This window comes from Priestia sp. JV24 (assembly GCF_025910025.1).
GTDB classification, from domain to species: domain Bacteria; phylum Bacillota; class Bacilli; order Bacillales; family Bacillaceae_H; genus Priestia; species Priestia megaterium.
Map to the genome: position 1 here is coordinate 137858 of NZ_JAPCIN010000023.1, position 14916 is coordinate 152773.

16 protein-coding genes are annotated in these 14916 nt (G+C 39.0%); all 16 read right to left on the reverse strand.

What is annotated here, in order from left to right; all coding sequences use genetic code 11:
* Positions 1 to 5: 5 nt before the first annotated feature.
* A complete protein-coding gene (xerC, locus tag OK414_RS21950) occupies positions 6 to 908 on the reverse strand; it encodes a tyrosine recombinase XerC (protein ID WP_014458427.1) in 903 nt (300 codons plus the stop codon).
* 65 nt (positions 909 to 973) lie between these two features.
* A complete protein-coding gene (gene trmFO / locus OK414_RS21955; RefSeq protein ID WP_034649198.1) occupies positions 974 to 2278 on the reverse strand; it encodes an FADH(2)-oxidizing methylenetetrahydrofolate--tRNA-(uracil(54)-C(5))-methyltransferase TrmFO in 1305 nt (434 codons plus the stop codon).
* Between the two features lie 205 nt (positions 2279 to 2483).
* On the reverse strand, positions 2484 to 4559 hold the full coding sequence (topA, locus tag OK414_RS21960; protein ID WP_016765407.1) for a type I DNA topoisomerase: 2076 nt from the start codon (positions 4557 to 4559) through the stop codon (positions 2484 to 2486).
* Positions 4560 to 4713: 154 nt separating this feature from the next.
* The gene (gene dprA / locus OK414_RS21965) at positions 4714 to 5595 is read right to left on the reverse strand and encodes a DNA-processing protein DprA (protein ID WP_263045054.1); all 882 of its coding nucleotides are present in this window, start codon (positions 5593 to 5595) and stop codon (positions 4714 to 4716) included.
* Positions 5596 to 5658: 63 nt separating this feature from the next.
* Positions 5659 to 6561 carry a succinate--CoA ligase subunit alpha gene (gene sucD / locus OK414_RS21970; RefSeq protein ID WP_016765409.1) on the reverse strand — a complete coding sequence of 301 codons (903 nt, stop codon included), beginning with the start codon at positions 6559 to 6561 and terminating at the stop codon, positions 5659 to 5661.
* An 18-nt stretch (positions 6562 to 6579) separates the two neighbouring features.
* Positions 6580 to 7740 (reverse strand): ADP-forming succinate--CoA ligase subunit beta, encoded by a 1161-nt coding sequence (gene sucC, locus OK414_RS21975; protein ID WP_205661909.1) that lies wholly within the window; start codon positions 7738 to 7740, stop codon positions 6580 to 6582.
* A 369-nt stretch (positions 7741 to 8109) separates the two neighbouring features.
* Positions 8110 to 8877: a ribonuclease HII gene (locus OK414_RS21980; RefSeq protein ID WP_263045055.1), complete on the reverse strand. Its 768-nt coding sequence runs from the start codon at positions 8875 to 8877 to the stop codon at positions 8110 to 8112.
* A gap of 107 nt (positions 8878 to 8984) precedes the next feature.
* Positions 8985 to 9851 (reverse strand): ribosome biogenesis GTPase YlqF, encoded by an 867-nt coding sequence (ylqF, locus tag OK414_RS21985; protein ID WP_263045056.1) that lies wholly within the window; start codon positions 9849 to 9851, stop codon positions 8985 to 8987.
* A 21-nt stretch (positions 9852 to 9872) separates the two neighbouring features.
* The gene (gene lepB, locus OK414_RS21990; RefSeq protein ID WP_013058893.1) at positions 9873 to 10424 is read right to left on the reverse strand and encodes a signal peptidase I; all 552 of its coding nucleotides are present in this window, start codon (positions 10422 to 10424) and stop codon (positions 9873 to 9875) included.
* Between the two features lie 180 nt (positions 10425 to 10604).
* Positions 10605 to 10949, reverse strand: coding sequence for a 50S ribosomal protein L19 (gene rplS / locus OK414_RS21995; RefSeq protein WP_013084808.1), 345 nt, complete (start codon positions 10947 to 10949; stop codon positions 10605 to 10607).
* 161 nt (positions 10950 to 11110) lie between these two features.
* A complete protein-coding gene (gene trmD / locus OK414_RS22000; protein ID WP_034649194.1) occupies positions 11111 to 11851 on the reverse strand; it encodes a tRNA (guanosine(37)-N1)-methyltransferase TrmD in 741 nt (246 codons plus the stop codon).
* Complete coding sequence (gene rimM / locus OK414_RS22005; RefSeq protein WP_263045057.1) at positions 11851 to 12363, reverse strand: ribosome maturation factor RimM; 513 nt, start codon at positions 12361 to 12363, stop codon at positions 11851 to 11853. Before rimM ends, trmD begins: the two co-directional genes overlap by 1 nt.
* Positions 12364 to 12375: 12 nt before the next feature.
* Positions 12376 to 12759 carry a YlqD family protein gene (locus OK414_RS22010; protein ID WP_013058897.1) on the reverse strand — a complete coding sequence of 128 codons (384 nt, stop codon included), beginning with the start codon at positions 12757 to 12759 and terminating at the stop codon, positions 12376 to 12378.
* 151 nt (positions 12760 to 12910) lie between these two features.
* On the reverse strand, positions 12911 to 13141 hold the full coding sequence (locus OK414_RS22015; protein WP_013058898.1) for a KH domain-containing protein: 231 nt from the start codon (positions 13139 to 13141) through the stop codon (positions 12911 to 12913).
* Positions 13142 to 13152: 11 nt separating this feature from the next.
* Entirely contained in the window at positions 13153 to 13425 is a 273-nt protein-coding gene (gene rpsP, locus OK414_RS22020) for a 30S ribosomal protein S16 (protein ID WP_013058899.1), read from the reverse strand.
* Between the two features lie 136 nt (positions 13426 to 13561).
* Entirely contained in the window at positions 13562 to 14905 is a 1344-nt protein-coding gene (gene ffh, locus OK414_RS22025; protein WP_034649192.1) for a signal recognition particle protein, read from the reverse strand.
* Positions 14906 to 14916 lie beyond the last annotated feature (11 nt).

The following is a 14916-nucleotide window of genomic DNA, read 5'->3' on the forward strand; positions in this document are numbered from 1 at the left end:
TCCTTTTATGCGCGAGGATGGTGATTCATATAAACTGCCTTTAAACGATCCTTCGTCACATGTGTGTATATTTGAGTGGTTGATAAATGTTCATGACCTAGCATTTCTTGAACTGTACGTAAATCTGCCCCTTCATTTAACATATGAGTCGCAAAAGTATGCCGCAAAACGTGTGGACTAATATGTATATTCTCAGCGGTCTTCTTTACTAACTGATCAATGACTAAGCGTATGCCTCGGTCTGTCAACGGTGTCCCCTTATAATTTAAAAAGAGCGAATGAGTATCAGAAGGAGCCTTTTTTAAAAGAAGCTTTCTTCCATTATCTATATATACTCTAAGAGCGTCCTTGGCATAACAGCCAAATGGCACGTACCGTTGTTTTTTCCCTTTGCCATATACGAGCAAAGTTTGAAGTGAAAAATCTATATCGCTAAGCTTAATAGATGCACATTCACTCACTCGTATTCCGGTGGCATACAGCAATTCTAATAGAGACTGATTACGCTGCCCTAACGGAGTTGTTAAATCATTCATTTGAAATAATTTCACAATCTCCTCTTCATACAGGAAGCGAGGATTTCGCTCTTCCTTTTTAGGAAGGGTAACGAGCGCAAATGGATTATCTTCTACTAATTCTTCTCTATTTAAGTAACGATAAAACGTTCTCAAGCAAGAAATTTTGCGTGACATCGATCTTTTTGAATACTGCTTTTCATATAGGCGTGTTAAAAACAGCCTTGCATCAGCATATGTAACACTTTGTAGGTTTTGTATTTGCTCTTCCTGCATAAAAGACATGAAGATACCTATGTCTTTTTCATAGCAGTCAACTGTATATTTTGAATAGTTTTTCTCAATTTGTAAATATTCTAGAAAGGAATTTAATACATCTTTAACAAATTCCAATGTTATCACCTCACAAGGGCTACTAAATATTATCACAATTAAGTAGCCCTTGCAAACAATTTTGATTATTTTGTTGTAAAATTCTGAATAGTTTCCAATGCTCTTTTAGCAAGCGTTTCATTTCGTTCTTGTTTGTTTTTGATTCGCACTTCCAATTCTTTGAATAAGCCAAAGTTGGCATTCATCGGCTGGAAGTTTTTAGCGCTTGTATGTGTGATATAGTGAGCCATACTGCCAATCGCCGTTTCCTGCGGCATTACAACCAATTCTTCACCAAGCACAAGTCGAGCTGCGTTCATTCCTGCCATTAATCCGCTCGCAGCTGATTCTACATATCCTTCTACTCCCGTCATTTGTCCAGCAAAGAATAAGTCATCACGCTCACGATATTGATACGTAGGCTTTAACAATTTAGGAGAATTAATAAACGTATTTCTATGCATAACTCCGTAGCGTACTACTTCTGCATTTTCTAAACCTGGGATTAAGCTTAATACTTCTTTTTGTGCTCCCCATTTTAAATGTGTTTGGAAACCTACGATATTATATAGTGTACCTGCTGCATCATCTTGACGAAGCTGAACAACTGCATAAGGTCGCTTTCCTGTTTTCGGATCTTCTAACCCAACTGGTTTCATTGGTCCAAAAAGCATTGTTTTTTCTCCGCGTGAAGCCATTACTTCAATGGGCATACATCCTTCAAAATAAATTTCTTTCTCAAATTCTTTTAAAGGAACCGTCTCTGCATTGATTAATGCTTCATGAAAACGGTGGAATTCTTCTTTTGTCATCGGACAGTTTAAATAGGCAGCTTCCCCTTTGTCATAGCGAGATTTAAGATATACTTTATCCATATCAATGCTGTCTTTTTCAATAATAGGTGCAGCCGCATCGTAAAAATATAAATAATCTTCACTTGTTAACGCGCGCAGCTGTTCTGATAAATCTTTTGACGTTAACGGACCTGTTGCAATAACAGTTGGTCCTTGTGGAATTTCCGTAATCTCTTCATTAACAACCGTTACGTTCGGATGGTTTTTAACACTTTCCGTTACACGAGCGGCAAATTCGTGACGATCAACAGCCAGTGCTCCACCTGCTGGAACCGCACACTCGTCTGCTGAACGAATAATTACAGAGTCTAATAATCGCATTTCTTCTTTTAAAACACCCACTGCATTTGTTAATGTATTCGCGCGCAGTGAATTACTACATACTAATTCAGCAAATTTGTCCGTATGATGAGCAGGTGTTTGCTTCACTGGTCTCATCTCATAAAGACGTACTTTCAAACCGCGCTTTGCGATCTGCCAAGCTGCTTCACTTCCAGCAAGACCTGCTCCGATAACATTAATTACTTGTTCATTCATTGTAAATCCTCCAACTTCATTTCTATCTTTTCTATCATTTTCCTTATTCATTCACTTGTCTTTTCTTTTTTAACGAGACAAAGAAAATGCGACATTACTCAATGTCGCTAATAACGTTTCCATTTTAGCACATGAAGCAATGTCGCCGCATCTTATATAACTGCTATTTGTAAATTTAAAGTGTGGGAATTCATCCCATTCTCTTTTACTGCTGAGCTTCCTCTTTATAATCACAACTTGTACAGACGACTTGAGTTCCTTTTTTCTGTTTCTTCTCCACAAGCAGATTTTCACATTTCGGACATTTTCTTGCAATCGGCTTATCCCAAGATACGAAATCACAGCCCGGGAATCGATCACAGCCATAAAATGTACGCTTTTTCTTCGATTTTCGCTCAACGATATTTCCTTCTTCACATTTCGGACACTTTACACCAATCTCTTTTACAATTGGCTTTGTGTTGCGGCAGTCAGGGAAATTAGAGCATGCCATAAATTTTCCGTAGCGTCCCATTTTGTATACCATAGGTGAACCGCATTCTTCACAATCTTCTCCGGCAGGTTCATCTTTAATCTCCACTTCGCGCATTTCTTTTTCAGCATGTTCTAAGCGTTTTTCAAAATCACTGTAAAATTCGTCAATAACATGCACCCATTGAACATTACCATCTTCCACTTCATCCAAATCGTTTTCCATTTTAGCTGTAAACTCTACATCTAAAATTTCCGGGAAAAACTCCAATACAAGCTCCAGTACAATTTCTCCAAGTTCTGTTGGAACAAAACGCTTGTTATCGAGCGCTACGTACCCGCGCTTTTGAATCGTGTCAAGTGTTGGAGCATATGTAGACGGTCGTCCAATGCCTAGCTCTTCTAATGTCTTGACTAAACGAGCTTCAGTATATCTTGGCGGCGGCTGTGTGAAGTGCTGCTTTTCATCGATGTCCTTAGAATAAGCTACTTCTCCTTCTTCTAAATCTGGAAGAAGATTTTCTTTTTCCTCCACTTGATCATCATTGCCTTCAACATACACTTTCATAAAGCCTGGAAATTTAACTTTCGAGCCGTTTGCTCTAAATGTTACGTCCCCATTTTTCAAATCTACAGCCATTGTATCCATAATTGCAGGTGCCATTTGACTAGCAACGAAGCGCTCCCATACTAACTTATACAGTCGATACTGATCACGCGATAAGAACTCTTTTACCTCTCCTGGTTTACGAAGAGCTGAAGTTGGACGAATCGCTTCGTGGGCATCTTGCGCGTTCGAATTTTTCTTTTCTTTGCGCTTTTCCGTTGCCACAAACTGATTTCCGTATGCGTTCGTAATGTAATCTCTAGCTTCTGTTTGAGCTGTTTCTGAAATACGAGTAGAATCGGTACGCATATACGTGATAAGACCTACTGTACCTTCTTTTCCTAAATCAATTCCTTCATATAATTGCTGCGCAATCATCATTGTTTTCTTCGCTCGGAAGTTCAGTTTCCGCGCTGCCTCTTGCTGTAATGAAGACGTGGTAAAAGAAGGAGCCGCATTACGCTTTCGCTCACGTTTTGTTACTTTAGAAATTGAAAATTCATTTCCATCTAATTGTTTAACAATGTTGGTTACATCATTTTCATTCGATAGCTCTACTTTTTTCCCTTGATATTCGATCAACTGGCCTTCAAATTGGTCGTTTCCTTTTTGAAAAGTTGCTTTTACCGTCCAGTATTCTTCTGGGATAAACTTTGCAATTTCTTTTTCACGATCAATAATTAACCGCACTGCAATTGATTGAACCCTTCCGGCACTTAATCCTTTTTTCACTTTTTTCCACAGCAATGGACTGATGTTGTAGCCAACCAGTCTGTCAAGAATACGGCGTGCTTGCTGAGCATCTACTAAATCCATATTAATTGCTCGTGGATGTTTAAAAGATTCTTTAATCGCTTCTTTTGTAATCTCGTTAAATACTACGCGGCAGTCCGATGCAATGTCTACATCCAAACTGTGCGCCAAGTGCCATGCAATCGCTTCTCCTTCACGGTCTGGATCGGCTGCTAGGTAAATCTTTTTTGCTTTTTTAGCCGCTGTTTTTAGTTCCTTTAAAACCGGGCCTTTCCCGCGAATTGTAATATATTTCGGATTGTAATCCTGTTCAATATCAATTCCCATTTGACTTTTAGGTAAATCGCGAACATGTCCCATCGATGCTTTTACTTTATATTTCTTTCCTAAATAACGTTCAATTGTTTTAGCCTTTGCAGGCGATTCTACAATTACTAGGTAGTCAGACATCTATTTGTTCCTCCTCAAGAGGTAGAATAAAATCTTCATTATTATTAAATATTTGGTTCTTGTTTGTCAAATGTTCAAAAGATAAGTCATACGATTTCACTACGTATCTCACTAGTATTTCATACCATGCAAGAATATGACTGCTTTGAAACATTCATCTTATATCCATCATTTCATTTGTAATATCAGCAGCGCTTTGCACAAGTTTTGCCCCTAATTGGATTAACTTATTCGTTCCACATGATGTTTCTTCAAAAATAGAACCCGGTATGGCAAATACTTCTCTTCCTTGCTGAAGCGCCTGGTCGGCGGTAATAAAAGATCCACTTCTTTCTTTTGCTTGCACCACCAACGTGCCTCCTGTTAATCCGCTAATGATTCTGTTTCTGCGAGGGAAATACCATTTCGTCGGCTTCATAAACGGGGCATATTCAGAAAGCAGCAAATGATGCTGCGCAATTTCTCTTGCTAAATTTTGGTTTACTCTTGGGTAAATATTATAAAACCCTCCGCCTAAAACTGCAATCGTTTTAGCTTTTTCAGCGATAGCCAGTTCATGAGCAGCCTGGTCAATCCCTAAAGCTAGTCCACTTACAACGACAAATTCTTCATGCAGCATCGGCTTAACAATATGAGTCAGAGCTGCAGTTCCATATGAAGTGGGGTTCCTTGTTCCTACAATGCTTAAGCTTTCTGGAGCGTGTAGAAGAGAAACCTTTCCTTTTGCAAATAATACCCAAGGCGGATCATAAATATGGCGCAAAAGTTCAGGATATTCATCATCTAGGATGGTGACACATTGAATATTCTCAGCGTCATATTTATCTAGAATATCTCGTATTGGAATAGTTTGCAAATCTTTTTTTATTTGATTAGCACGTTCAATCGAGAGAGTCAATAGTTTTTGAAGCTGTGATGGAGAGTACTCGTAGAGATTTTGTAATGAAGAATTCTGTTGAAGTAGCGTAAAAATTTGTTTCCAATTAACAGATGGACAATGTGCTAAATGAATTAATTTTTCCCGTAAATCAGACATTCTACAATCTCCTTTTTAAATGGACAAAATAGCCCCCGGTCAAAGGAGGCTATATGTCTTCTATTAATGAGTCTTACACTGCTCGTAAATGCCTTGTTCTTTTAACACTTTAATAAGTGTTTCTCCCATAACAGATGGTGTTTCAGCTACTTGAATACCGCACTCATTCATTGTTTTAATCTTTTCAGACGCTGTCCCTTTACCACCTGAAATAATAGCACCAGCATGGCCCATACGTTTTCCTGGAGGTGCTGTTTGACCACCAATGAAGCCGACCACAGGTTTTGTCATATTTGCTTTTACCCATTCTGCCGCTTCTTCTTCTGCTGTACCGCCGATTTCACCAATCATAATTACTGCATACGTATCTTCATCTTCATTAAACGCTTGTAATACATCGATAAAGTTCGTGCCGTTCACTGGGTCACCACCGATACCAACAGCTGTTGATTGGCCAATGCCAGCTTCAGAAAGTTGATGAACAGCTTCATATGTTAATGTACCAGAACGTGAAACTACACCTACATGACCTTTTTTGTGAATGTACCCTGGCATAATTCCAATTTTACATTCTTCCGGTGTAATAACACCTGGGCAGTTAGGTCCCACAAGGCGCGTACGTTTTCCTTCCATATAACGCTTTACTTTTACCATATCTAATACTGGAATACCTTCCGTAATACAAATAACTAAATCTAAATCTGCGTCAACTGCTTCAATAATGGAGTCAGCTGCGAATGCTGGCGGAACATATACAACAGAAGCCGTTGCACCTGTTTTTTCTTTTGCCTCGGCAACCGTATTAAATACCGGAACACCTTCTACTTCTAAGCCGCCTTTACCTGGCGTTACGCCACCAACAATTTTCGTTCCATATTCTAACATTTGCTGTGTATGAAAAAGGCCAACTCCGCCTGTAATTCCTTGTACAATTACTTTTGTATCTTGATTAATAAATACGCTCATTCCTATCCCCCAGCCTTTCTATTTCACTAGTGAAACGATTTTTTGTGCGCCGTCTGCCATAGATTCAGCAGCTGTGATATTTAAGCCTGATTTTTGTAAAATTTCTTTTCCAAGTTCAACGTTTGTTCCTTCTAAACGAACAACTAATGGAAGGCTTAATCCCACTTGTTTCGTTGCTTCAACAACACCTGTTGCAATAACATCACATTTCATAATCCCGCCGAAAATATTAACAAAAATACCTTTTACATTTTGGTCAGATAAAATAATTTTGAATGCTTCTGTTACTTTTTCAGCAGTTGCGCCGCCCCCAACATCCAGGAAGTTAGCAGGGTCGCCTCCGTAATGTTTAATAATATCCATCGTTGCCATTGCTAAACCTGCACCGTTTACCATACAACCGATATTACCGTCTAGTGAAATGTAGCTTAAGTCGTATTTAGATGCTTCAATTTCTTTAGCATCTTCCTCTTCAAGGTCACGATATTCAAGAATATCTTTTTGACGATACAGCGCATTTGAATCAAAGTTTAACTTCGCATCCAATGCCATAACGTCTCCGTCACCTGTTACAACTAGAGGATTAATCTCTGCGATTGAGCAGTCTTTTTCAATAAATACTGTATATAAACCTGTCATGAACTTAACTGCTTTTCCAACTAATTCTTTTGGAATATTAATATTAAATGCAAGTCTGCGAGCTTGGAATGCTTGTAAACCAATCGCAGGATCTACATATTCTTTAAAGATTTTTTCAGGCGTTTTTTCCGCCACTTCTTCAATTTCAGTTCCACCTTCTTCAGAACCCATCAATACAACTTGAGACGTTGCACGATCAAGAACTAAACCGATGTAGTATTCTTTCTTAATATCGCATCCCTCTTCAACTAACAAGCGCTTAACTTCTTTTCCTTCAGGGCCTGTTTGGTGTGTTACGAGGGTCTTTCCTAAAATATCTTGTGCATATGTACGAACTTCATCTAAGTTTTTTGCTACTTTGACACCGCCCGCTTTACCGCGTCCACCAGCATGGATTTGTGCTTTCACCACTGATACTTGTGAACCTAATTCCTTTGCTGCTTCAACTGCTTCTTCAACAGTAAAAGCTACTCGACCGTTTGGTACTGCAACCCCATATTTTCTGAGTAGTTCTTTTCCTTGATACTCATGGATATTCATTTCCCATCCTCCTAACATAATCAACCACAAAACTATACTGCACAAAATAGACTGCGCTTTCATTGTATAAAAATAATTGTCTAATTGTCTACTATTCTAGTGAAAAATATTGAAATAATAAGAAAATTGATATTTTTATGGAGATAGTACTTAACCATACCTTATGAAGTCGATGAGGCTCTGCGGACGTTAAACGTATGGTTGATCATGTAAATCAACCTTCACAACTGAAGCGAACTGAAAGGAAAATAATTTACGAACTTCACCCGTAGCAATACCTCCACTTAAATAGGCTATATTCTTTTTGAACCTAAAATCCCGCATGTGAAACATGCGCTAAAAAGCAGAGATATGCTCGGGTATCATGTTCTAGTTTACTTGGTTTTTTATCGGTGCAAAAGATCGGCGGTGTTCTGGCAAACTTCCATATTGTTGGATTGCTTCTAAATGTTGTTTTGTTCCATATCCCATATGTTTTTCGAATCCGTATGCAGGATAGCGTTCACCAAGTTCTTTCATCATTCGATCTCGCGTCACTTTTGCAATAACAGAACTTGCAGCAATCGAAATGCTTGTAGCATCGCCTTTGATGATTGACTGCTGCGAAATAGGCACCGGCAGCTTCATCGCATCAATAAGCAGTTCATCAGGCTGAACAGCTAGAAGTTCAATTGCTTCAGTCATTGCCTTTTTTGTTGCTTCATAAATATTAATAGAATCAATGACCTCTGCGTCTATAATACCTATACCGATAGCGACAGCGCTTTTACAAATTTCTTCATAAAATTCTTCTCGCTTTGCCTCTGATAACTTCTTTGAATCCGTCAAACCAGGGAGAAAAAAATCCGGCGGCAAAATAACAGCAGCAGCTACTACCGGTCCTGCTAACGGTCCTCTTCCTACTTCATCTACTCCGGCAATATAGGTTGCTCCCTGATTGTATAATTCGTTTTCATATGCCATCATTTCATCAAACTGTTTCTTTAAGCGCTCAGCGGCTTCAAATTGCCTTTGTTTTTGAATAATAACCTGTTGCACACCTTTACGCTCATCTTGCGCATATACCTTAAATAAAGCATCTTCCGGGCTTCTCACTTGCTTTAGTTCTTCTTTTATTTCTTTAATACTCTTTTTCATTAGCTCCACCTTCTTTATATCAACATTTTCACGCGGCACTTTTACATAAAAAACGCCTCATGCTAAAAAGGCAGAGGCGTTTTTTGTTTCAGTTCGCAATGTATTGCTTACAGCTGCTGTTCAGCTTCACTTGGATCATCAAATGTAAAGGTGCCAATTTTATCCGTTCGAATTTCTCGAAGAACAAGCTCAGCCGTTTTATCGTAATCCACCATGCCGCCACCCATTAAACAGCCGCGGCGCGACCCAATTGCATCAAAAAGCTCTACAATGTCTTCAGGGATTTCATTTAAATCATAACGCTGCTTTAATTGTTCTGGGTAATGGCTAGTTAAGAAGCGCAGCGCATAAACAGCGACATCTTGCATATTTAAAATGGTATCTTTGATAGCACCCGTTGTCGCAAGCTTATATCCAACTGTTTCATCTTCAAACTTAGGCCACAAAATACCTGGCGTATCAAGTAGCTCCAGCTCATTTCCTACCTTAATCCACTGCTGTGCTTGCGTCACACCTGGACGATCTCCGGTCTTGGCGATTTTTTTGCTGGCAAGGCGATTAATCAGCGTTGATTTACCGACGTTAGGAATCCCTACAATCATCGCACGGATAGCGCGGGGTTTTTTAACTCCTTTTGCGCGCATGCGGTCAAACTTCTCTTGAAGAAGTTCTTTGGAAGACGAAGCAATTTGTTTCATTCCTTTACCTGCTTGTGCGTCAATAGCTAAGGCATAAATACCTTGTTCTTTGTAATAATCTAGCCACTGCTGAGTAACGCGCGGATCAGCTTTATCCACTTTATTCAGCAATACGATTCTCGGCTTGTTCACGATAATCTCATCAATCATTGGATTTCGCGATGATTGCGGAATGCGTGCATCAACCAGTTCGTATACAATATCAATCAATTTTAGCTTTTCAGTTACTTGTCTTCTGGCCTTGGCCATATGGCCAGGAAACCATTGAATTGTCATATTTTACTCACCTTTTATATTTTACTTTGCAAAACGCGCTTCTTTAATCGGCCAGTATACGGCACTCGTTTTACCAAGCACCTTGTCCATGCTCACAAAGCCAATCTGACGGCTGTCTTTACTGTAGCGTCGATTGTCTCCCATCACGAACAAATATCCTTCTGGCACGGTCTTTTTACCCGTTACGTCTTCTAGCTTAAAGTCTTCGGTTAAATTACCGTCAATCACTTCTTTTTTATACTGATCTAAATAGGGCTCTTTATAAGCTTTTCCATTTACATATAGCGTATCATTTCGATACTCAATATGATCACCCGGCAGTCCAATAATACGTTTTATGTAATCTTTTTCCGCTGTAGCATGAAAAACAATAATATCAAAGCGATCAGGATCACCAATCTTATAGGAGAACTTATTTACAATCATTCGATTTTGGTCATGCAGCGTAGGCATCATAGAAAGTCCATCTACTACAATCGGTGCAAACAAGAAATAGCGAATTACAACAGCTAACAGTACGGCAATGGCGATTGCTTTTATCCATTCCCACAGTTCATTTTTCTTTCGAGCCATCTTCAGTCCTCCAACTCTTATGTCATACCTTTATTTTAAACGATAATGTTTGAAACGCCTAATAAATAAATAGAATAAAAAAATGATGACTTGTACGTCTATTTTTTACTGTCAGAGAACGAATCGTTCTAAAAAAACATTTGAAAAAAGGAGCTTGTATAAACAAGCTCCCCTTTACTATTATCGAATTTCTTTAATACGCGCAGCTTTACCACGTAATTCACGTAGGTAATAAAGTTTCGCACGGCGTACTTTACCGCGGCGCATTACTTCGATTTTTGCAATTTTTGGCGTATGAAGTGGGAATGTACGCTCTACACCTACACCGTAAGAAATCTTACGTACTGTAAATGTTTCGCTGATACCACCGCCACGACGCTTAATAACAACACCTTCAAATACCTGAACACGTTCACGAGTACCCTCAACGATATTTACGTGTACACGTACAGTATCACCAGGACGGAACGTAGGAAGATCTGTTTTTAATTGTTCTTTTGTAATCTCTTCGATTAATTTTTGCATCGCGTGTTTCAACTCCTTCCAACAGACGCTCATACCAATGCTTTTCAATCATTGCAGCGGAACATCGTTATAGGTGACCAGACATCTGCCCAAGCCACAAAATCTATCTTAGCACACTCTTATATCGTATGCAACAGAGTTTATGCATAAATTTTATGGATTTATGAAAGCTGATTTTCTTCTTTTAATTGAGCTACTAGTTTCTTTTGCTCTTCTGTTAGCTCCATCTTTTCAAGCATATCCGGTCTTCGAAGCAGCGTGCGCTTTAAAGATTCTTTTTGGCGCCACTGTTCAATTTTTTTATGATTTCCTGACATAAGTACTTCAGGAACCGTTAAGCCTCTAAAATCAGCAGGACGCGTATAGTGGGGGTGCTCTAGTAAACCGGTACTGTGTGAGTCCTGTACAGCTGAATGATTATTGCCAAGGACATCAGGAAGCAGGCGAACAACGCTATCGATCACAACCATTGCACCAAGCTCTCCTCCAGTTAATACATAGTCACCAATTGAAATTTCATCAGTTACCAACTGCTCACGAATTCGTTCATCATATCCTTCGTAATGACCGCAAATAAAAATTAAATGCTCTTCTGCTGCTAGCTCTTCTGCTTTTGCCTGTGTATAGCGTTCGCCCTGCGGACAAAGCAAAACTACCCGGGGCTTCTCAGCTGTTCTAGTCAGCTTTTCTACAGCGTCAAAAATAGGCTGAGGCGTCAATACCATTCCAGCACCTCCGCCGTAAGGATAATCGTCCACATTTTGATGTTTGTTCGTAGAATATTCTCGGAAATTAACTACATTCAGTTCAACCGCATTTTTTTCCTGTGCTTTTTTCAAAATTGATTCACCAAAAACACCGTCAAACATAGAAGGAAATAGCGACAGTACATCAATTTTCATTAGTCCAATAACCCTTCCATTACTGTAATAACAATCTCTTTTTCATCTATATCAATAGATTGTACAACGTCGTCGATGTAAGGAATAAGAACTTCTTTTCCGTCCTTTTTAACAACCCACACATCATTAGCTCCCGGCGTTAAAATTTCTTTGACCGTTCCTACCTCTACTCCGTCTTCTGTTTTTACTGTACAGCCAATAATTTCGTGGAAATAGAATTCACCGTCTTCTAAATCGGTTAGCTGCTCCTCAGGAATTTTCACTTCGCAGTTTTTATACTGCTCAACATCATTTACGTTTTGATAGCCTTCGAATGTAAGCAAATCAAAATTTTTATGCCTGCGGTGGCTTGCTACCGTTACTTCTACCGGCTCGCTTTGCTTTTCTTTGAAGATATAAAGTTTATTTCCTTTTTCATAGCGCTCGTCAGCAAAATCCGTAGTTGATACAATACGAACTTCTCCTTTTACGCCATGGGTATTCACAATTTTTCCAACCTTAAACCATTTCATACTTCTTCACCTCTATCTAATCTCAACAACTTTGCTATCTTTTATAATAATTGTTTTACTTTCTTTTATCTTTTCCCAATCATCGCCGATTTTTACCTCTACTAAGGCATCAAGTTCCGTTTCAACGAGTTCGCTCCCTAAAGGAAGCTTTTCTAATTGCGTCAGCTGAAAGTTCAACACTTCAATTTTTTCAAGGCGAGCGGATTTTTCTTTTTCAAACTGACTATGTAATAAAGAAGAACCTTTATTGGCTTTTTCCATATGCTTTAACTGAAATTTCAGCTGTTCCATTTCTTTTTCAAGCGCCTGCTTGCGGTTTATAAAACGATTTTCAAGATCTTGTTTGCTTGCTTCAGTTAACACTTGTTTCACAACCACTTTTTGAATAATGTTCAAAACGTTCCCTCCGCTCTCAATATAGTGACCTTGTGCTTTTTACATGCATATTGAAATAGCTGCTTCTTGCTCGCAAAAGACTTACTGTGATCAAAACGTTCATCTTATCATAACATAAAAAAAGGGCGAGGTTATCCCTCTCCCTTTTTGATTACTCTTGAATTTTCACATACACTTTTTTACCTTGCTGTGATGCTGCTGCATTCACAACAGTTCGAATCGCTTTTGCAACGCGGCCTTGTTTGCCGATTACTTTGCCGACATCTTCTTGGTGAACAGTAAGGATGTACGTCACTTGACGTTCATCTTCTTGTTCCTCCACTTTAACATCAGCTGGGTAATCAACAAGCGGCTTTACAATTGTTTCGATTAGTGATGTCATCTCGAGTGAAATTATTTTCCTAATTTAGCATTATGGAATTTTTCCATGATGCCTTCGTTAGAGAAAAGGTTACGAACTGTATCAGATGGTTTAGCACCATTTTGTAACCATTTAAGAGCTAGCTCTTCATCGATTTTAACTTCAGCTGGTTGAACTACAGGATTGTAAGTTCCAACTACTTCGATGTAACGTCCATCACGTGGTGAACGAGAGTCTGCTGCTACGATACGATAGAAAGGAGATTTTTTAGCTCCCATACGTTTTAAACGAATTTTTACTGCCATTTTATAAAGCACCTCCGAATATGTTTCAACAAGATAATATAATATCAAATAGGTAAAATGTTTGTAAAGGTTTTTTTCTTAACACTAGAAAAATATTTTATTTTCTTTGGTTTTTCAGTCCGAATCAAGCGTTTTATCATGAAAAGAATGGAAGTTTCATACCCTTTTTCTTGCCTTTTGACATATTTGTCATTTGTTTCATCATTTTTTTCATGTCTTCAAATTGTTTAAGCAAACGGTTGACTTCTTGTACAGAACGTCCGCTTCCTTTTGCAATACGCTTTCTTCGACTTGCATTAATGATTTCAGGGTTTGTTTTTTCCGCTTTCGTCATAGAACGAATGATTGCTTCTACATGATTAATTTGCTTTTCATCCACCTGCAGGTTTTTGAGCCCCTTTACTTTATTGGCGCCCGGAAGCATACCAATTAGCTCATCAAGCGGTCCCATTTGACGCACCTGAGCAAGTTGATCTAAAAAGTCATCAAATGTAAATGACTGCGTGCGCAGCTTAGCTTCAAGCTCTTTTGCTTTTTCAGCATCTACATTTGCCTGAGCCTTTTCGATAAGCGTCAGCACATCACCCATACCTAAGATACGGGAAGCCATACGCTCTGGATGGAATGCTTCAATAGCATCCATTTTTTCTCCAAGACCGACAAACTTAATTGGTGTATCGGTTACTGCACGAATAGAAAGCGCTGCACCACCGCGCGTATCGCCGTCTAGTTTCGTTAATACAACTCCAGTTAATCCTAATTGCTTATTAAAGCTATCCGCAACGTTTACTGCATCTTGACCCGTCATCGCATCGACAACAAGGAAAATTTCGTCTGGGTTAGAAAGCTCTTTGATCTGTTCTAACTCCTCCATTAAATTTTCATCAACATGCAAACGTCCCGCTGTATCAATTAATACATAATCGTGATGCTCTTCTTTCGCATGAGCAATAGCTTGTTTCGCAATCTCCACAGGACTTACTTGATCACCTAATGAAAAAACAGACATGCTAAGCTGTTTCCCTAGTGTTTCAAGCTGTTTAATAGCTGCCGGACGATAAATATCTGCTGCTACAAGCAATGGATTACGGTTATATTTTTTACGTAATAAATTGGCAAGTTTACCGGTTGTTGTTGTTTTACCTGCACCTTGAAGTCCAACCATCATAATTACAGTTGGAGCTTTTGGAGCTACTGCAATCTTGCTTTGCTCTCCGCCCATAAGTACAGTTAATTCTTCTTGTACAACCTTAATAACTTGTTGTCCAGGCGTTAAGCTCTTAAGAACGTCTTGACCTACAGCACGTTCGCTTACGCGCTTAACAAAGTCTTTTACTACTTTAAAGTTTACATCGGCTTCTAAAAGGGCAAGTCTAACTTCACGCATCATTTCTTTAACATCAGCTTCGTTAACTTTTCCTTTTCCTTTTAACTTTTGCAGTGTGCTTTGCAAACGGTCGGCTAATCCTTCAAATGCCATATACGCCGCCC